This window comes from Amycolatopsis roodepoortensis (genome assembly GCF_014873915.1).
Lineage (GTDB): Bacteria > Actinomycetota > Actinomycetes > Mycobacteriales > Pseudonocardiaceae > Amycolatopsis > Amycolatopsis roodepoortensis.
Genome location: NZ_JADBEJ010000001.1, coordinates 1459279 through 1478034 on the forward strand (window position 1 = coordinate 1459279; position 18756 = coordinate 1478034).

Genomic DNA, 18756 nt, shown 5'->3' on the forward strand with positions numbered 1-18756 from the left:
AGGAGTTTCCATGCTATTGCTACGTGACGACCGCGCTCGCGCGGAATGCGCCTCCCTGCAACAGCAACACACCGAGCTGGTCGGCGCGGTCCATCGTGGCGAGGCGGATCTGGCCCGAGTGCAGTCGGACAAGCTGTTCGCCACGATGCGGGCGGCGCTCGGCTCGCGGATGTACGACTCGATGATCCCGCCCGAAGTGCGTGAGGTGCTGGCCAGTGGCAGAGTGCCCGGCGGCACGGAGATCCACGCCTTGTTCGACAAGCTGCCGTTTCTCGGCAAACAGGAACTCGGCGAACGCGGGCGCTCGGCGTTCACCCGCTCGGTGTCGGAGTTCCTGCACTACTACGAATCCTCCGGAACCACGGGCAGTCCGTCCGCCGCGCCGAAAGCGATCGACGACCTCGTGGTCAACACCATCAACATCGGTGAGATGTGGGGGCGGTTCCTGCGGCCGGAGGACGTGGGGCTGATTCTGATCAACGCGCCGTTCGCCCCGGCCGCCTACCAGTTCGAGAAAATCCTCGAATACCTCCAGGTGATGTCCTTCCGGCCGTGGGTGGACAACATCACCGGCGACTACACCCGGGTACTCCGGCTGGTCGAGGAACTGGAGGCGAACGTCTTCATCGGCCCGCCTTCCCGTCTGCTGGAAATGGTGCAGTTCGCGTACCGCAAGGGATTGCCCGCGCCGCGGTTCGACCGGTTGTTACTGATGGCCGAGCAGACCGGGGAGAGTTTCGTCCGGCACCTGGAGCGGCTGACCGGCGCGACGGCGTACGTCGCCTCCTACGGTTCGTCCGAGACGGGCACGCCGGCGGTCACCTGCGGGCACCGCAAGCTGCATCTGCAACCGCAGAGCTTCCTGCTGGAACTCGTCGACGACGCGGGCGTGCGCAGGGTGACCGGCGCCGCCGACCGCGGCGAGCTGGTGATCACCACCCTGGACATGCCCGCCCGGCCGCTGTTGCGCTACCGCACCGGTGACCTGGTGGAGATCGACGACACCCCGTGCCCGTGCGGTCTCTCGCTGCCCGTGCTGAACACCCTCGGCCGCTCGCAGGACCTGCTGGTGCTGGAGGAGAACGGCATCCGGCAGGGTGATCTCGAAGCGGCGCTGTGGGCGGACGAACCGGTCGGCGGCACGGTGTTCAACTACATGATGGTGGTCAAGAACCACCGGGTCCTCGTGCTGGTCACCACCGACGGCGACGGCAGTGACGAGTGGAGCGCCGGGCTGGCCGGGAAACTGCGGCCGCTCTTCGGTTCCTACGAGGTGCTGGTGCGCGCGGTGCCGACCCTGCCACCGCTGGCCTCGCTCGGCCAGTACCTCGGCTGGAAGCTGTCACGGGTACTGGACCTCAACGAGGAACGCAACTGGGGCCGGCTCCCCGAGCCGATCCTGGCCATCGTCCAGGCCACCCTGCTCGAAGTCGCCGAACGCTGACCCCCCCAGAGGGGCTCGTGAGTGCACTCACGAGCCCCTCGTCCTCGTCGGTTCAGGGGCCAGCGCGCGCACGGCCTGCCGCATACCGTGCAGGCCGGTGCCGTATTCGGGGGCGGGCTGGACCGAGAGGACCGGGGTGGTGACTCCCGCCTCGACATAGGCCCGGACCTGGTCCTGGCACTGCCCTGGGCTGCCGTGGATGAGCAGATCGTCGATCACCTGGTCCGGCACAGCCGACAGGGCACCGCGGTGGTCGCCCGCCGCCATCGCCGCCTGTGCCGGGGCGAGCAGTTCCCCACGCCCGAGCCATTCGTGGAAGGCCGCGTAATTGGGCGAGGTGATCACGCCGGTCATGATGCGCCTGCCCAGTTCCCGTGCGTAGTCCGCGTCGGTGGTCGGGCAGACGAACAGCCTGGCGACCAGTTCCTTGCCGTCCCCGTCCGCGCCGATCGTGGCGACCACCTGTTTGACGTCCGCCGGGGACAGGAAGTTGATGATGGCGCCGTCGGCCTCACGCACCGCCAGGCGGAGCATGCGCGGGCGCAGTGCCGCGACCATCACCGGAACCTGTCGCGGCGGAAGGCTCACCTGGAAACGCTCGATGGAGAAGGTGCCGAAGTCGCCGGCGACCACCTGGCCGTCCAGCGCGCGCCGCAGGAACCGCACCATGTCACGGACCCGGTCGAAGGGCTGCTCGAACGGAATGCCGTTGATCCGTTCGACGAACATCGGCCCGGACGAGCCGACCCCCAGTACGAACCCGGCGGGCGCCGCGTTCGCCATGGTGGCCGCCGTCATCGCCAGCAGCGCGGGCCCCCGGGTCTGCACCGGCACGATCGCCGTGCCGATGCGGAGGGAAGGCGCGAAAGCGGTGGCCAGTGCGAGCGGGGTGAAACCGTCCGCGTGGCCCGCTTCCCCGGACCAGACATCGGTGAAGCCGAGATCCGGAAGTTCGGTCACCAGCTCGCGGTATGCCGAAAGCGGCACTGTCTCGATGGGCAGCGTGAGACCGTATCGGCGCATCGCGTCCAGCTCCTCGGCGGTTGCCTTCATTCGTACGAAACGCAGGCTACGGCCGTCGCACGGCTGCCGGGATCACGCGAATCCGCCACCCGCTCAAGGACGGACGGCGATCCGGTACTGCCGGAGCCACGCGTCCAGCAGCAACGCCCGCGGCAGCACCGGCGGCGGGCTGTAGGTCCCGTTCGACCAGGCGTCACTGTCCACCATGGCGCGCAAGGTCCCCTCGTCGAACAGCTGCCGCGCGGGGGACGTGGAGTCGGAGAGCATGTCCCGGACACCGTCGCGCACGGCGAGGAGGTACTCCGGATTCTGCCCGAACGGGAAGCCGCTCTTCTTGCGCCGCACCACCTTCTCCGGCAGCAGATCGGCGACCGCGTCCCGCAGCAGTCCTTTTTCCTGTTGTCCCGTGTACTTCTGCGACCAAGGCACGTTCCAGAGGTACTCGACGAGGCGATGATCGCAGAACGGCACCCGGACCTCGAGTCCGGAGGCCATGCTCATCCGGTCCTTGCGGTCGAGCAGGAACGGCAGGAAACGGGTGAGCTGCACGTAGAACATTTCACGCATCCGCCGCCCGGCCGCGGATTCCCCGTCCAGGCGGGGCACTTCGCGCAGCGCTTCGGCATGGCGTTCGAGGACAGCCGAGTTGAGGTCGAGATGCGCCCGCAGCTCCGCGGAAAGCACGGCATTGCGATCGCCGACGCCCGCCGACCACGGAAAGCTCTTCGCCGGTTCGGGCGAGACAGCGGTGAACCACGGGAAACCGCCGAAGATGTCGTCCGAGCCCTCGCCGGAGAAGACGACCGTGGCGTGTTTGCGGACCTCTTGGAACAGCAGGTACAGCGAGACGTCGAGATCGCCGACGCCGGGAATGTCCCTGGCACGCAAGGTGGTGCCCATTTCCTCCAGCAGGGCGGGCGCGTCGAGCACGACCTCGGTGTGCTTGGTGCCCAGATGCGCCACGACGGCCGACACGTACGGCGCGTCCCGGCTGATGTGCAGCGCGTCCGCGGTGAAGTCGGTCTCGCTGTCCGCGAAATCGACGGAGTAGGTTTCCAGCGGGCCGGTGCCGTCCGGATCCGCCGCGGCCAGTGCGCACAGCACGCTCGAGTCCAGGCCGCCGGAGAGCAGGGCGCCGAAGGGGGCGTCCGACACGAGTTGCTCACGCACCACGGTTTCCAGCAGCTCGCGCACCTTCGCGGTGGTGTCGGCCAGGTTCTCCTCGTGTTCGGCGCTGCGCAGTGACCAGTATCGGCGCTGCCGCGTGCCGTCCGGGGTGACTCGCACCGTGTAGCCGGGACGGACCTCGCGCAGGCCACGGAAAACGGCGTCGCCCGGCCGTTTCGCGGCGACCACGAACACATCGACCAGACCGTCCGCGTCCACCACCGGCTCGAACAACGGGTTCGCCAGCACCGCCTTCGGCTCGGAGCCGAAGAGCAGCCCGCCGTCGTATTCCGCGTAGTACAAGGGTTTCACGCCGAGCCTGTCCCGCCCGAGCAGCAGCGTCCGCTCCCGTTCGTCCCAGATGGCGAAGGCGAACACCCCGTACAGTCGGGTGACGCATTCCTCGCCCCACTCGCGATAGGCGCGCAGCAGCACTTCCGCGTCCGAGTCGGTGCGGAACACCTGCCCCCGGCCGCGCAGTTCGGCACGCAGCTCGCGGTAGTTGTAGATCTCCCCGCTGAAGCTCAGCACCGTGTGGCTGTCTTCGTCACCGTCGAGCATCGGCTGGGTGCCGCCGGATACGTCGATGACGGCCAGCCTGCGGTGGCCGAGGGCGACGTGCCGGGACGTCCAGACCCCGCCGTCGTCCGGTCCACGGTTGGTCATCGTGGTGGTCATGGCCCGTATCGTCGGCAGTTCGGTGGTGAGATCACGCTGCCAGTCGAGCCAGCCGGCGATGCCGGACATCTCGGTCACCTCTCGGTCGGGTGGTTCTTCTGGATCACCAGGTGGCGGGCAGGGCTTCCGGGCGCACGGTGAGCAGTCCGCCGAGCCAACGCACGTCCTCCGCGGGCACGGCGAGCCGCAGTGAGGGCAGCCGCCTGGCCAGGCAGGAGAACGCGACCTGAAGCTCCATCCTGGCCACTCCGGCACCGGGGCAGTAGTGCACGCCCGCGCCGAAGGCGATGTGCTGGATCTCCTCCCTGGTGAGGTCGAGCCGGTCCGGATCCTCGGTACGCCGTGGATCCCGGCCTGCCGCGTGCATCACCGGAATGACCGCTTCACCCTTGGCGACGTCCACGTCGGCGATCCGCAGAGCGTCGGTGGCCACCCGCATGAAGCCGATCTCCGAGGACGGGGCGTACCGCAGGAGTTCCTCGACCGCCCGCTCCGTCAGTTCTTGGCGCTCACACAGGATCCGCCACTGATCCGGGTGCCGCATCAGCATGAACAGGCCGCGGGAGAGCGCGCTCACCGTGGTGTCGTGCCCCGCCACCAGCAGGTTGATGCCCAGCCAGACCAGTTCCCGATCCGAGAGCCGGTCCTTCTCGTCCTGCGCGGTGATCAGCGCACTGAGCAGGTCCTCGCCGGGATCTTTGCGGCGCTCCGCGACCAGTGCCGCGACGTAGGCGGCCGCTTCTTCCCGTGCGGCGAGGCGTTGTTCGGAGGTGTAGGCCGTGACGCTGATGAGCCGGTCGGTCCACTCCTGGAGTTTCGGCCGGTCCTCGATCGGCGCGCCCACCATCTCGCAGATGACCCAGATCGGCAGCAGCGCGGCGAATTCGTGGTGCAGGTCCACCGGCCGCGGCCCGGCTTCGAGGCGGTCGACGATCTCATCGGCGATGCGTTCCACCCGCGGCCGCCAGATCCGCGCCTTGTGCGGGGTGAAGGCGGGGGCGATCAACCGGCGCAGCCGGGCGTGATCGGGCCCCTCCTGGTTGAGGAGGTTGAACGGGTTGTCGGAGAAATCCGGGCCCGGGATCATCCGTGGCGCACCGGGATCGCGCAGTGCGGCCCGGGACAGGCGCCGGTCGGTCATCGCCGTGATCACCTCGTCGAAGCCGGTGACCATCCAGGCGGTGTCACCGCTGGGCAGGGAAACCTTGGTCACCGGGCATTTGTCGCGCAGCTCGCTGTACCTTCGCGGCGGCTCGGCCAGCGGGGCCAGCGGTAAGGGGTACCGGTCGGCCGGAACCTGGTCCGGTGCGCTCGCCTGCGTTTCGCTCACTCGTAGCCCTCCTGATCGCGCTTGAACCCCTGAGGACGGCCGGAATCCGGCCGTCTTCGCGTGGCCAAGTCAAGAGAGGCCGCGGCAGCGCGACAAGGCGCGAGTGAGGCCCCAGATCTCCCGCTCGGACGCCCTGGCCAGGTGGAGTAGCCACCTGGTCACCCCCGGCGCGCCAGGTGGCGTGCTCTCCCGGCCGGTGCCGGTGAGCCTTGTCCGGACCGGTTTGACCGCCGAGCCTGTACTCGGCGGTATCAGTCACGGCCGGCGTTCGCCCGGCAAGGCAGGAGGAACCCGGTGGGGGAACTGAAGATCGAGGTCGACCCGGCCGAGGTCGGGCTCGACGAGGCACGGCTGCGGCGGATGGACGACTACTTCCAGGCCTATGTCGACGACGGGCGGCTGCCCGGGTGGAGCCTGCTGGTCAGCAAGCGCGGGCAGGTCGCCCATCTCGCGCACGCCGGGTACCGGCACGTGGAGAACGGCCTGCGGGTCGACGACGACACCATCTGGCGGCTGGCGTCCTTGACCAAACCCATTGTCTCGGTGGCGGCCATGATGCTCTACGAACAGGGCGCGTTCGGCCTCCACGATCCGATGAGCGACTACATTCCCGCGTTCGGCGAGACCCGGGTCTACCGCAATGGCATGGCCGGTTCGCCGAACACCGATCCGCTGCTCGAACCGATCCGCATCTGGCATCTGCTGACCCACACCTCCGGCTTGACCGTCGGCGCCTGGCAGGCGCATCCGGTCGAGCAGATCTACGCGCAGGCCGGCTACATCTGGGACGCGCCGCCCGGGGTCGATCTCGCGGGCGCCTGTGAGGGCTGGGCAGGTTTCCCGCTGCTGTTCACGCCGGGAACCCAGTGGAACTACGGAGTTTCGGTGGACGTGCTCGGGCGCGTCCTGGAGGTCATCACCGGGAAGTCGATCGACGAGGTGCTCGCCGATCTGGTGCTGGGTCCGCTGGGGATGACCGAGACGAGCTTCTGGGTCGACGAGGCACAGACCCATCGGGTCGTGCCGGTGTACAGCCCGGGCCCGGAAGGCGGGCCCGCCTTCCGCAACGATCCGCTGAGCCCGTTGCCGACGAGCAAGCCGACCTTCCTGTCCGCCGGGGGCGGGCTGTTCACCACTTTGTCGGACTACCACCGGTTCTGCCAGTTCCTGCTGGGCGGTGGAGAACTGCACGGCACGCGGCTGCTGGGCACCCGGACCCTGGCGTACATGGGAAAGAACCACCTTCCCGGCGGCGCCGATCTGGCCGCGGTCGGAAGGCGGGTGATGTTCGGGCAGCCGACCTACGAGGGACTCGGCTTCGGGCTCGGCTTCCAGACCGTGGTGGACGCCGCGGCGACGAAGATCCTCATCAGTCCCAGTGAGATCTCCTGGTATTCCGGATACAGCACGCTGTTCATGGTCGACCCGATCGAGCAGCTGAGTGTGCAGTTCTTCTCGTCTTTCGCCCCGGTGAAGACTTATCCGCTTTATGGTCGCCTGCGGCAGCTCGCCTATCAGGCGCTGATCGACTGACGCGACGGCTGAGAGGACGGAAGATGTCTGGGGACCAATCCGCAGGACAGTCTGCGGTGACCGTGAAGGCGGAAGATCCGCGATACGCTGATTTGACCCGTGGTGCCAACGGGAGGTGGGTAAGCACACCGGAGAGGGTGGAGCTGGTCCGTTCGTCGGAACAGATTCGTGCGGTGGTGCAGGCCGCCGCCCGTGCGGGAAAGCGGCTGACCGTGCGCAGTGGCGGGCACTGCTACGAGGACTTCGTGGACGATCCGGAGTCCGAAGTGATCGTGGACCTGTCGCAGATGACCGAGATCCGGTTCGACGCGCGGCGTCGCGCGTTCGCGGTCGACGCGGGTACCCCGCTGGGGAAGGTGTACGAGACCCTGTTCAAGAACTGGGGCGTCACCGTCCCCGGGGGATCCTGCCCGACGGTCGCGGTCGGCGGGCACGTCGTCGGTGGGGGTTACGGGCCGCTGAACCGGCTGCACGGCCTGATCGTGGATCACCTGTACGCGGTCGAGGTCGTGGTGGTGGACCGTTCGGGGCGGGCGTCACTGGTCTACGCCAGCCGCGAACGCTCGGACCCGAACCGCGATCTGTGGTGGGCACACACCGGCGGTGGCGGTGGCAACTTCGGCATCGTCACGCGGTACTGGTTCCGGACTCCAGGCGCCACCGGCTCCGACCCGGCGCGGCTGCTGCCCCGGCCGCCCGCGCGGGTTTGGGTGGCATCGGTGAACTGGCCGTGGGCGGGGATGAGCGAAGCGTCGTTCACCCGGTTGCTGCGGAACTACGGCGCCTGGCACGAGCAGAACAGCGACGCGGATTCGCCCTACGCGGGCCTGTTCAGCAGGCTCGGCCTCATGCCCAGCACGGCGGGTGTGCTCAACGTGGCCCTGCAGATGGACGCCACCGTGCCGGGCGCCGAGAAGCTGATCGACGAATACCTCGCGGCACTGGGGGAAGGCGTGGACGTCACCCCGTTCACCATGGAACGCCAGTGCCTGCCGTGGTGGCGCGCGACGACCTGGCTGGGGTTGTTCACCAATATCCAGACCGCACGTGAGGACTTCAAATCCGCTTATATGCGGGCGAATTTCACTCCCGAGCAGGCGGCTGCCTTCTACCGCAACCTGACCAGCGCGGAGTCCGCGAACCGTGGCGCCGTCGTCTCGATCGCTTCGTACGGTGGGCGGACGAACACCGTCGCGTCTTCGGAGACGGCCGTCGCCCACCGAGATTCGATCATGAAACTGCTCTACGTCGTCGGCTGGACCGATCCGGCGCAGGACGAAGCGAACCTGGCTTGGATCCGGCGGCTCTACCGAGAGGTGTACGCGGGTTCCGGAGGGGTGCCGGTGCCCGACGAGACCACCGACGGCTGCTTCGTGAACTATTGCGACACGGATCTGTCCGATCCGGAGTTCAACAAGTCAGGCGTGCCGTGGTCGACGCTGTATTACAAGGAAAACTATCCGCGACTGCGGCGGATCAAAGGAAAATGGGATCCGCGCGACTTCTTCCGGCACGGACAGTCCGTGGAACCGGCCGTCGCCCCCTGAGCTTCGCCAACATGTCATGAAGGTGACCTTCCCGATGGGAGGTCACCTTCATGACGTTCGACGGCCCGTGGTCAGGGCCGCGGCCGCATTCGTGGCATCACGACCGCCCGTTCACGATCTCGGTAGTGATCCGCTCCACGTCGTACTCGTACAGCCACGCCTGATTCCGCAGATTCGCCCGCCCGATCAGTTCGGAATCCCGCTCGCGTTGTTCCTCACCGTCCGGCAGGTGCAGGACCTTGGCGTTGGCCCGCGAGTTCTGCTGGATGTCCCTTGTCCGGGGATTGCGCAGCTCTTCGTACTGCTTCAGCGCCGCGCCGGTGCTGTCCGGGGTGGCGCCCCGCAGGAAGCCGGCCAGCGCGATCGCGTCCTCGATGGCCTGATTGGCGCCCTGCGCCATGAACGGCAGCATCGGGTGGGCGGCGTCGCCGATCACGGTGACCCGGTCGGTGCTCCAGGTGGTCAAGGCCCCGCGGTCGTGCAGGGCCCACCGGTTCACCGCTTCCGCGGCGGAGAGCACCTGCTGGAATTCCGGGTTCCAGCCCGCATACTGCCCGGCCAGCTCGGTCACCGAGCCCTGTGCCGTCCAAGATTCGGTCCGCCAGTCCGCGGCGGGGGTCGTGGCACCGAAGCTGATCAGTTTCCCCGCTGAAACGGGATAACACACGCCATGCTGCTCAGGTCCGAGCCAGAGCACGACTTTCGGCTCGGTCAGCAGGAATGGCAGCCGGTCGGCGGGAACGAGTCCCCGGTAGATCGTCTGCCCGGAGAATTCCGGCGAATCGGCGAGCAGCACTTCGCGGACCGCGGAATGGATCCCGTCGGCGCCGATCACGACGTCGGCGGTGGTCGTGAAGCCGTCGGCGAAGCGCAGTACGACCTCATCGGTGTTCTCCTCGATACCGATGCAGCGACGGCCGAGGTGCGCCGTCCCGGCAGGCAGCAGTTCCAGCAGGCCACGGTGAAGATCCGCGCGATGGGCGGTGTAGTACGGATCGCCGTACAGCTCTTCGCACTCCTTGCCGAGCGTTGTCCGCGCCACGACCTGATTGTCGTCCCAGCGCCGCATTTCGATCGCCTCGGGGCGAACGGCCACCACACCGAGGAAATCGCCGAGGCCGAGCCTGCGCAGGACACGGGTCGCGTTGGGTGCCAGCTGAATACCGGCGCCGATTTCCCGCAGGTGCCGGGTCTGCTCGAACACCTCGCAGCGGATGCCTTGCCGGGAAAGGGCGGCGGCCACGGTCAGGCCCGCGATCCCGGCGCCGATCACTGCGACTCGTAAGGGAACCATCGTGTACTCACTTCCTCGGCGGGCTGGGGCGGGCTCGTTCCGGCTGGTGCGCCAAGAGGACCCGTTGTTGCATGGTGCTCGGGAATTCCGCGTCGCGTATCCCTTGGTCACGTGACTTTTCCGTCCATTGCCCGAAAAGCGGCCCGGTATCGCCCGATAGTGATCGCGAGTGGCCCGCATACCGGGGTATCGTGGGCGCTTCTCGTCTGTGTGGGGGAGATTTCGAAACGAGGAATGGGGAGAACCCATGGTCGCGCCCAGGTTGGTGGGCAGGGCGGAAGAAGTGGCCGCGATCCACGCGGCGATCGACGCGACCGCGCGGGGGCTCGGGCAATGCCTTGTGGTGGAGGGCATGGCGGGTATCGGCAAGAGCCGGTTGCTGAGCGAGGGGACCGAGTACGCCGCCGGGCTCGAGCTGTCCGTTGTCACCGGCCGGGCCACCGAACTGGACCGGGTCGCCCCGCTCAACGTGCTGCTCGGGGCCTTGCGTCCGGTACTGCCCGTGCCTCCCGCGGAGATCGGGGCTGGCGCCGAGCACAACGGCTTCTGGCTGATCGACCGGCTCGGCGCGCTGATCGAGGATCAGGTGCGTACCCGGCCGATGCTGGTGGTCCTCGACGACGTGCAATGGGCCGACGAGCTCACCGCGCTGGCTCTCCGGGTGCTGGTCCCCGCGCTGGCCTCCTCGCCGGTGTGCTGGGTGCTGGCCCGGCGCCCGCTGCCAGAACGCGCACCGGGCCAGGAGGCCGTGGACTGGCTGCTGGCGGAGGGCGCGCCGCGGCTCCAGCTCGAACCGCTGCGGCGGGACTGCGTCACCGAGTTGTGCTCCGAGCTGCTCGGCGCGGCTCCCGACGAACAGCTGCTGGCCTTCGCCGAACGCAGCGACGGGAATCCCTTCCTCCTCGGTGACCTCCTCACCTCGTTACGGGACGCGGGCCGGATCGCCGTGACCGCCGGCAGAGCCACGGTGACCGGCGAGGAACTGCCATCGAGTTTCCTGCTGTCGGTGGAGCATCGGTTGCGGGACCTCTCCGAGCACACCAGGGCGCTGCTGGTGGCCGGGGCGGTGCTCGGCAGGCGATTCACCCTGCACGAGGCGGCAGGTCTGGCGGGCCGGTCGGCGGTGGACCTGGTGATCGGGGCCAAAGAGGCGGTGCGCAGTGGCGCGCTGGTCGACGACGGCGCCGCCCTCGCCTACCGGCACGACCTGATCCGGGAGGCCGTCTACAACGCGCTGCCCGAGCCGGTGCGCCGGGCGTTGCACCGGGAAGCGGCCGAGGTGGTGCGGAAAGAGGGGCATCCGGTGCTGGAGGTGGCCTCGCATCTGCTTCGCGGGGCACGCCAGGCCGACGCACAAGCGATCGAGGTGCTGCGGTCGGCCGCCGATCAGGTCGCCTCCACCTCGCCCGGGACAGCGGCGGAGCTGATGCTGCGGGGCCTCGAACTGCTGGACCCGCAGGACAGTGCACGCCCGGATCTGGTCGCGGCCACCGTCCGGTTGCTGGCCTCGGCGGGGCGGCTGGCCGAAGCCCGTGAACTCGGCGAGCGGGCCTTGCGCGCCGGGTTGCCCGAGCCGGTCGAAGCCGGGCTACTACTCGGGTTGGCTGAGGCGATGAAGCACGCCGGCCGGTCCGGTGCGGTACTGGAGTTCACCCGCCGCGCGCTGGCCCACGAAAGCGTCCACGAGTCGGCTCGTGCGCAGCTGCTGGCCAGCGAGGCGCACGCCCTGCTTCAGACGGGTGAGCTGGTGAACGCCGCCGAGGTGGGGGAGCAGGCGGTCCGGCTGGGCCGCGCGGCGGGGGAGCACTCCGCGGTGGTCTACGCCCTGGGCGCCTGCGCGGTCGGCGCGCAGGATCGTGGCGAGGTGGCGGCCGCCATCGAGATCGCGGGCGAGGCCGTCCGGCTCGCGAACGAGGTCGGCGGGGCGGCCAGCCAATGGCATCCCCGGCTGTGGCTGGCGCCCGCCCTGGTCGCGGCCGACCGGCTGAACGAGGCGTCCGCGGTGTACGAGATGGGGCAGCGCGAGGCGGAATGGTTCGGCACCGCGTGGACCTTGCCGCTGTGGCACTACTACCGCGGCGAACTCCACGCGGCAGCCGGGCGGCTGGACGACGCGGCCGCCGAGTTCGAGTCGGGGCTCGCCGTCGCCGAACAGCTCGGTGCGCTGGCGCTGGCTCCGTCCCTGCAGCTCGCGCTGGCGCGGATCTCGCTCTGGCAGGACGAAGTGCCGCAGGCCCGCAAGTACCTGCGCCGCGCGAAGCAGCTGGCGGAGGAGGGGGTGGGCGTGGTCTCGGAGGACCTTGCCTGGACCTCGGCCCTGCTGCTGGACAGCGGCGGTAAGCCGGACGAAGCGGCGGCGGAGCTGGCCGAGATCTACTCGGCGCTGCCGCGGCGGCTGCTGTTGCTCACCTATCACCCGTACGCCGGTCCGCAGCTGGTCCGGATCGCGTTGCGGGCAAGGCGCCCGGAGCTGGCCGCGGTGGTGGCGCGGGCGGCAGGCACACTCGCGGAAGCCAACCCGGGGGTTCCGACACTCGTGGCGGCCGGGCTGCACGCCGACGCGCTCGTGCGTGGAGATCTCGACGATCTGCGCGAGGCGGTCCGGTTGTACGAGGCGAGCCCGCGCCCGCCCGCCGTGGCCGCGGCGTACGAGGACGCGGCGGCGGCCGAGCAGACGGCGGGCAACCGCACAGAGGCGGTGGGCTTGCTGGAATCCGCGCTCGGACTGCACACCACGAGCGGCGCCAAACGCCATATCGCTCGCGTTCGCGGCCGGATGCGCCGGCTCGGCGTCCACCTTGCGGCCCCCGCGGGCCAGCGTGCGGCCACCTCCGGCTGGCACAGCCTGACCCGCTCGGAACTGAAGGTGGCCAGGCTGGTGGCCGAGGGCCTCACCAACCGGGACGTCGCCGCCCGGCTGTTCCTGTCCCCGCACACCGTGGACACGCATCTGCGGCACATCTTCGCCAAACTGGATGTGTCCAGCCGGGTCGAGGTGACCCGCAAGGTCCTCGAACACGGTCAAGACGGGGACTGATCCGCCGACCACGGCGGGGAGCGGCGAATCAGCCCTCGCCGTGGTCAGGAGCTGGCGCCACCGTCGATGACGAGATCCTGCCCGACCACATAGGCCGATTCCGACGAGGCAAGGTAGAGCACCGCGGCCGCGACCTCCTCGGTGCGCCCGACGCGGGCGATCGGCATCCCCTCGGCCATCCGTACGTCCCGTTCGGCTTCGCTTTCCCCCGGCAGCAAGGACATCGGCGTGTTGATCGGCCCGGGGCTGACCACGTTGATGCGGATGCCTTCGCGGATGTACTCGCGTGCCGCCGTGGCGGACAGCGCGCTGATCCCGGCCTTGCTCGCGGCGTAGGCGCCGGTCCCCGGCACGGTCACATGACGCCCGACCGCGGAGGCGAGGTTCACGATCGCGCCGCCGCCGTTGGCCCGCATATGCGCGATCTCCTGCTGCATGGACACCAGCGTGCCGGTCAGATTCGTGCGGAGCTGGTCCGTCCATTCCGCCACGTCGATATCGGTGATCATGCCGCCGGCGGCGAAGACTCCGGCGTTGTTCACCGCCACGTGCAGCCCGCCGTGGCGGGACACGATCGTCTTGACGAGCTCGGCCATTTCGGTGGCGCTGGTGGTGTCCGCGACCACCGAGCTCGCCTCGCCGCCCGCGTCCTGGACGAGCTTCACGGTCTGCGCCAACGGTTCCTCGCTGCGGCCGCTCACCACCACCGTGGCACCTTCCTCGGCGAAGGTCGTGGCCACGGCTCGGCCGATACCCGCGCCGCCGCCGGTGACGAGGGCGACCTTGCCGGTGAGTCTTCCGGTCATTTCCTGTGCTCCTGTTCCGTTCGTGCGATGAGGACTGGGCTGGGCGGGGTCAGACGTGCAGCGCCGAGTCGTCCCAGGTGACCTGGACGCCGTACTCGGGTGCGGCGTCGGCGGAGCGCTGGACGTCGGCCTCGGTCAGCGGCGGCGGCAGCTCGCCGGGTTTGGCCGGATGTCCGATCTTGGTGAAGTAGCCCTCGAATCCGCCTGGGGTGAAAAGGAACAGCAGCCGCGCGGTGTGCAGCCCGACGTTCTTGAACCGGTGGCGGGTGCCGCGGGGGATGAACACGAAGTCCCCCGCGTGCGCCATGAAGGTCCGGTCGTCGCCGAGCACTTCAAGACTGCCGGACAGCAGGTAGTAGGCCTCGTCCTCGCGGGCGTGCCAGTGCGGCGGCGGCCCCTCGCCCGGCGGCACGGAGGCTTCGATGAGCGACAGCGCGCCGTTCGTGTCCTTCTCGGTGGCCTTGATCGTGTAGGTGTCACCCATGACCCACAGCGTCTGTCCCTCGCCTGCCGGGGTGTGCACGACCTGGCCCCTGGTGGTCTTGATGGTTTGGCTCTCCTGCGACACCCTGGCCTCCCTGTTCGGTCTCGTGGTGCCGAGCCAACCCCACCGCGACGGGCGTTGGCGTCACCCGTTCACGCCATCTCTGCGGGTGTTCCCGCCCGACTGCGTCCACTGACGGGTGGCGTGCGGCCACATCACGCGAAGACGTGATGCGGGCGGTCCCCGCCGGGAGAGAAGGTTTCCTGGTTCCGCAGGTGGAGGCGTCACTGCCGCAATGCCCGATCCGGGCACGCGGTGGCGCCCTGGCATGATGTGAGGTTCCGAAAATGACTGAGGCGCCTGTCGCCCATCGGCCTTGGCCGATCTTCTGGCTGCTGGCGGTCACCCAGTTCATGGTCATCCTGGACACCACGATCGTGGCCATCGCGCTACCGGAGATCCAGCGTGACGTGGGGTTCACCCCGTCGGGACTGTCCTGGGTGATGGACGGGTACATGCTGGTCTTCGGCGGGTTCGTGCTGCTCGGCGGCCGTGCGGCGGATCTCGCCGGCCGGCGCCGGATGCTGGTGCTGGGCATGACCCTGTTCGTGCTGAGTTCCGTGCTCTGCGTGATGGCCACCGAACCGTGGATGCTGGTGGTGGGCCGGATGGTGCAGGGTCTCGGTGGTGCGCTCGCCAGCCCCGCCGCGCTGGCCCTGGTGTTGCAGGTCCTGCCGGAGGGCGCGAGCCGCACCCGGGGAATGGCGATCTGGGGCGGGATCGCCGGGGTCGCCGGGCCGACCGGGGTGCTGCTGGGCGGCGCGCTGTCGGAGGTGGCGTGGGAACTGGTCTTCGTGATCAACGCGCCGATCGGTATCGCCGTGATCGTGTTCGGGCTGCGCATGCTCCCAGGCGGTCAGCGATACGTGAAGGGCGACCTCGATGTCTTCGGCGCGCTTTCCGGTACGGCGGGCTTGTGCCTGCTGGTCTTCGGGGTGATGCGAGGTGCGGTCGAGGGCTGGGGCTCGGCCGTCACGGTCCTCACGCTGGGGGCGGCGGTGGTACTGCTGCTGGCGTTCGTCGCCCGGCAGGTGAAGGCGGCGAACCCGCTGCTGCCGCGGTCGTTGTTCGGCGTGCCGACGGTGGTGCTCGGGGTCGCCGCGAGCGGTCTGCTCGGCATGGCGCTCTACGGAAGTTTCATCACCAACACGCTGAACCTGCAGCAGGCCAGGGGTTACAGCGCGATCGTGGCCGCGTTGCTGCTGATACCACTGGACATCTGCCTGTTCGCCGGCACCAGCGTCGCCGGGCGGATCATGGCGCGGATGGGGCCGAGTACGGTGCTGTCCTCCGGGCTCGGGCTGCAAGCCGTCGCACTGGTCTGGTGGGCGAGCGTTCTCGACGCGCACGACAATGTCTGGCTGTCGACGGTGCTGCCGGCGAGCGTGGCCAGCTTCGGCCTTGGCGCGGCGATCGTATGCGTGTTCGTGATCGGCACCTCCAATGTCAGCGGTGAACTCAGTGGTACCGCCTCGGGCATGGTGGTGACGGCCAACCAGGTGGGTGGCGCCATCGGTATCGCTGCGCTGACCACCGTGGCCGCCACCCATACGACCGGGTTGCTGGCGGGCGGGGCGCCGGATCGGGCGCAGGCCGTTTCGTCCGGGCAGTCGGTCGCGCTGTGGGTAGCGGCGGGTGTCGCGGCGGTGGGTGCGTTGGTCGGACTGTTGCTCAAGCGCGACCACGGGGCCACCTGGCGCCGGGCCACGCCGGTCGCGGCCGGTGGTGCGGCACCGGAGTGATCCCCGGCTCGTGCCCACAAAAGTGGCTTCCGGTCAGCTACTGACCGGAAGCCACTTTGTGATCGTTTCTTCTGATTGTCAGGAATCGGCGCGATCCGCTTTCGACGGCAGCAGGCCTTCGCGCAGTGCGCGGGAAACCGCGAGAGTGCGGTTCGAGCAATTGAGCTTTGCCAGTACATTGGCCACCAGGCGTTTCGCTCCGTGTAGTGAAATTGTCAGCCTGCGGGCGATCTGTTTGTTGCTCAAACCATCCACCATCAACGAGAGCACCTGCTGTTCGCGCGGTGTCAGTGAAACGGGAGTTCCGTTTCGGGTCATTGTCGAACCATTGCGTGCTTGAGCGAGCAAGTTCTTGGTCAAGGCGGCAGGCATCGGCACCTCGCCTTTGCATACCCGGTGGAGAGCGTCGTGGATCCCCGACGCGGTCAGATTGCCGATGTCGAGGAAGCCGTCGCAGGACACGCCGGTCGATCGGGTCATGTCCTGTTCGGACGAGCTGTCCAGCAACAACAGGATCTTGACGCACCGCTCACGGCTCGGGATACAGGAGTCACGGATCTGCTCGTCGGAGATATCGCATAGGGCGATTATCAGCACATCGGTTTCATGTCTTTCTTCGAGTGCGCCAAGTACTGATACCGGCGAGTTGAACGTGCTGAGATTTCCGATGGACGGCAGCAGTCCGAGTAGTCTTTCCAGGCCATAGCGGGTGACTTCGCTCCGTATGGCCAAGCCAACGTTCAGTGTTTCAGCTTGATATAATTCTGGTGCATTGATCATCGTCCCCCCAGATCATCCATGCGTGGACCGCGTCGCCCCTGTCGCGGTCCGTCGAACCCAAATCGAGCCTTGCGAGAATTAGTCTACCGGCGTTCTTGAAACAATGGCAACCTAATGGGTAAGCTGCGGCCGCAAACGCGGACTGTAAAACGAGCGGTGCAACTCCCGATCATGGAAGTGCACCTGATGACCGACATGATGCCCGGCGCGGAGAACGCTGAGGACTCGAAACCCAGCTGCTGAGGAGTGCCATGGCCAGCGGGCTGAAGCTGTTGCAGCAGTTGACCAAGCGGTTGCTGGAGTCCGCGCTCAAGGGTGAGATCACTGATCACCTCGGCTATGACAAGCACGACCCGGCCGGCCGCGGGACCGGTAACTCGCGCAACGGCACCCGCTCGAAGACCCGTGCTGACTGATGTCGGCCCGGTCGAGATCGACGTGCCGAGGGATCGGGACGCCAGCTTTGAACCCTCGATCGTCGCGAAGCGGCAGAAGCGCCTTGGCGGTGCGGACGAAATGGTGATCTCCTTGGCTGCCAAGGGATTCTCCACCGGGGAGATCTCCGCGCACCTGGCCGAGGTCTATGGCGCCGACGCGTCGCGCAGACGATCTCCACGATCACCGACAAGGTGATCGAGGGCATGGCCGAATGGCAGAACCGGCTCCTGGACCTGGTCTATCCGGTGATCTTCGTCGATGCTATCCACGTCAAAATCCGTGACGGGCAGGTGGCCGACCGCCGATCCATGTCGCGCTCGCGGTGACCTGCGAGGGCCGCCGGGACATCCTTGGTTTGTGGGCCGGCGAGGGCGCCAAGTACTGGCTGCATGTGCTCACCGAACTGAAGAATCGCGGCGTGGCCGATGTACTAATTGTCGCCTGTGACGGGCTGGCCGGGCTGTCCGACGCGATCACCACGGTCTGGCCACAGACGATCACCCAGACTTGCGTGGTGCACCTGCTGCGCAACAGTTTCCGCTTTGCCGGCCGGCGGCACTGGGACGCGATCGTCAAGGCCCTCAAACCGGTCTACACCGCGCCGACCGCACGCGAGCGGTCGCCGAGTTCACCGACACCTGGGGCGCACGGTATCCGGCCATCGTGCGGTTGTGGGACAACGTCTGGGCCGAGTTCATACCGTTCCTCGCCTTCGATCCGGAGATCCGGCGGCTGATCTACTCGACCAACGCCATCGAGAGCGTCAACGCCCGCATCCGCCGCGCTGTGAAGGGAGCCTGGACTCGACCGGCACCGGCTGCAAACGCTGGACGATGCGGTGGAAACCCGCGTTGAACGCGTTCGAGATCGCCTTCGACGGCCGCCTGGCTGCCGGACGGACTCGGGCTCGCCGGATTCGTGCTCGGCCTGCTCGACTTCTACACAGGTTCCCGGTGGGGCGAACCGGTCTGTCAGCAGCGGCACGAGTACGACAGCGAAGCACGTGCGATCCAGATCCGCGAGCCGCTAAAGGAGATCGGCGGATGGCATCGCGAGGGTCTGTGACCACGTGACCCCGCTGATGCGCCAGCAGATTCTGCAAACGCTGGCGACCCGGTGGATCGGGTCGCTGGTCGCGCTCACCCCGAGTGAGCGGACGAAGCTGGGGGAGTGGTTCCCGCACCTGCACGCCACGTTCGGTCGACATGCGGCTCGAGACCGCCTCGCGGGTCCTTTTACGGCTGAAGCCCCGCCCCTCCGAGGAGGAGCAGGGCTTCTGACCTGCGAAAACAGATGGTGCGCGATACTGGGATTGAACCAGTGACCTCTTCCGTGTCAGGGAAGATCGAATCAGTGCCTGACCAGGCATTTTCTCTGTTTTCGCAGGTCCGCG

The 18756-nt window shown here is 68.1% G+C and carries 13 protein-coding genes and 1 pseudogene; 7 read left to right on the forward strand and 7 right to left on the reverse strand.

The window, feature by feature from the left end; all coding sequences use genetic code 11:
* The first annotated feature begins 10 nt into the window (after window positions 1-10).
* Window positions 11-1444 (forward strand): phenylacetate--CoA ligase family protein, encoded by a 1434-nt coding sequence (locus H4W30_RS06675; protein WP_192741970.1) that lies wholly within the window; start codon window positions 11-13, stop codon window positions 1442-1444.
* Between the two features lie 27 nt (window positions 1445-1471).
* Here H4W30_RS06675 and H4W30_RS06680 read toward each other — a convergent pair whose 3' ends face one another.
* The 3 genes from H4W30_RS06680 to H4W30_RS06690 all read right to left on the reverse strand — a co-directional run bounded on the left by H4W30_RS06680 (window position 1472) and on the right by H4W30_RS06690 (window position 5642).
* The gene (locus H4W30_RS06680) at window positions 1472-2467 is read right to left on the reverse strand and encodes an LLM class F420-dependent oxidoreductase (RefSeq protein ID WP_192742467.1); all 996 of its coding nucleotides are present in this window, start codon (window positions 2465-2467) and stop codon (window positions 1472-1474) included.
* A 93-nt stretch (window positions 2468-2560) separates the two neighbouring features.
* Window positions 2561-4381: an asparagine synthase (glutamine-hydrolyzing) gene (gene asnB / locus H4W30_RS06685; protein ID WP_192741971.1), complete on the reverse strand. Its 1821-nt coding sequence runs from the start codon at window positions 4379-4381 to the stop codon at window positions 2561-2563.
* Between the two features lie 34 nt (window positions 4382-4415).
* Window positions 4416-5642 carry a cytochrome P450 gene (locus H4W30_RS06690; RefSeq protein WP_192741972.1) on the reverse strand — a complete coding sequence of 409 codons (1227 nt, stop codon included), beginning with the start codon at window positions 5640-5642 and terminating at the stop codon, window positions 4416-4418.
* 294 nt (window positions 5643-5936) lie between these two features.
* On the opposite strand from H4W30_RS06690, the gene H4W30_RS06695 reads away from it, so the two are divergent.
* Complete coding sequence (locus tag H4W30_RS06695) at window positions 5937-7175, forward strand: serine hydrolase domain-containing protein (protein ID WP_318780547.1); 1239 nt, start codon at window positions 5937-5939, stop codon at window positions 7173-7175.
* Window positions 7176-7198: 23 nt separating this feature from the next.
* Window positions 7199-8722, forward strand: a complete 1524-nt coding sequence (locus H4W30_RS06700; protein WP_225948798.1) for an FAD-binding oxidoreductase — start codon at window positions 7199-7201, stop codon at window positions 8720-8722.
* Between the two features lie 97 nt (window positions 8723-8819).
* Here H4W30_RS06700 and H4W30_RS06705 read toward each other — a convergent pair whose 3' ends face one another.
* The gene (locus H4W30_RS06705; protein ID WP_192741974.1) at window positions 8820-10016 is read right to left on the reverse strand and encodes an FAD-dependent monooxygenase; all 1197 of its coding nucleotides are present in this window, start codon (window positions 10014-10016) and stop codon (window positions 8820-8822) included.
* 247 nt (window positions 10017-10263) lie between these two features.
* Here H4W30_RS06705 and H4W30_RS06710 point away from each other — a divergent pair, with 247 nt between their 5' ends.
* A complete protein-coding gene (locus tag H4W30_RS06710) occupies window positions 10264-13053 on the forward strand; it encodes an ATP-binding protein (RefSeq protein ID WP_192741975.1) in 2790 nt (929 codons plus the stop codon).
* Between the two features lie 44 nt (window positions 13054-13097).
* Here the strand turns inward: H4W30_RS06710 and H4W30_RS06715 are convergent, their stop codons facing one another.
* Together H4W30_RS06715 and H4W30_RS06720 are read right to left on the reverse strand one after the other, a co-directional pair.
* Complete coding sequence (locus tag H4W30_RS06715) at window positions 13098-13859, reverse strand: SDR family NAD(P)-dependent oxidoreductase (RefSeq protein ID WP_192741976.1); 762 nt, start codon at window positions 13857-13859, stop codon at window positions 13098-13100.
* Window positions 13860-13908: 49 nt separating this feature from the next.
* Entirely contained in the window at window positions 13909-14427 is a 519-nt protein-coding gene (locus tag H4W30_RS06720; protein WP_318780548.1) for a quercetin 2,3-dioxygenase, read from the reverse strand.
* Window positions 14428-14690: 263 nt separating this feature from the next.
* Between H4W30_RS06720 and H4W30_RS06725 the strand changes: the two genes are divergently transcribed.
* A complete protein-coding gene (locus H4W30_RS06725; RefSeq protein ID WP_192741977.1) occupies window positions 14691-16145 on the forward strand; it encodes an MFS transporter in 1455 nt (484 codons plus the stop codon).
* A 78-nt stretch (window positions 16146-16223) separates the two neighbouring features.
* On the opposite strand, the gene H4W30_RS06730 is transcribed toward H4W30_RS06725, so the two are convergent.
* Window positions 16224-16925, reverse strand: coding sequence for a response regulator transcription factor (locus H4W30_RS06730; RefSeq protein ID WP_192741978.1), 702 nt, complete (start codon window positions 16923-16925; stop codon window positions 16224-16226).
* A 251-nt stretch (window positions 16926-17176) separates the two neighbouring features.
* Between H4W30_RS06730 and H4W30_RS06735 the strand changes: the two are divergent.
* Both H4W30_RS06735 and H4W30_RS44475 read left to right on the forward strand, forming a co-directional pair.
* A pseudogene (locus H4W30_RS06735) lies at window positions 17177-18265 on the forward strand (IS256 family transposase); the annotation flags it as partial.
* A 16-nt stretch (window positions 18266-18281) separates the two neighbouring features.
* Window positions 18282-18428 (forward strand): hypothetical protein, encoded by a 147-nt coding sequence (locus tag H4W30_RS44475; RefSeq protein ID WP_318780570.1) that lies wholly within the window; start codon window positions 18282-18284, stop codon window positions 18426-18428.
* Window positions 18429-18756 lie beyond the last annotated feature (328 nt).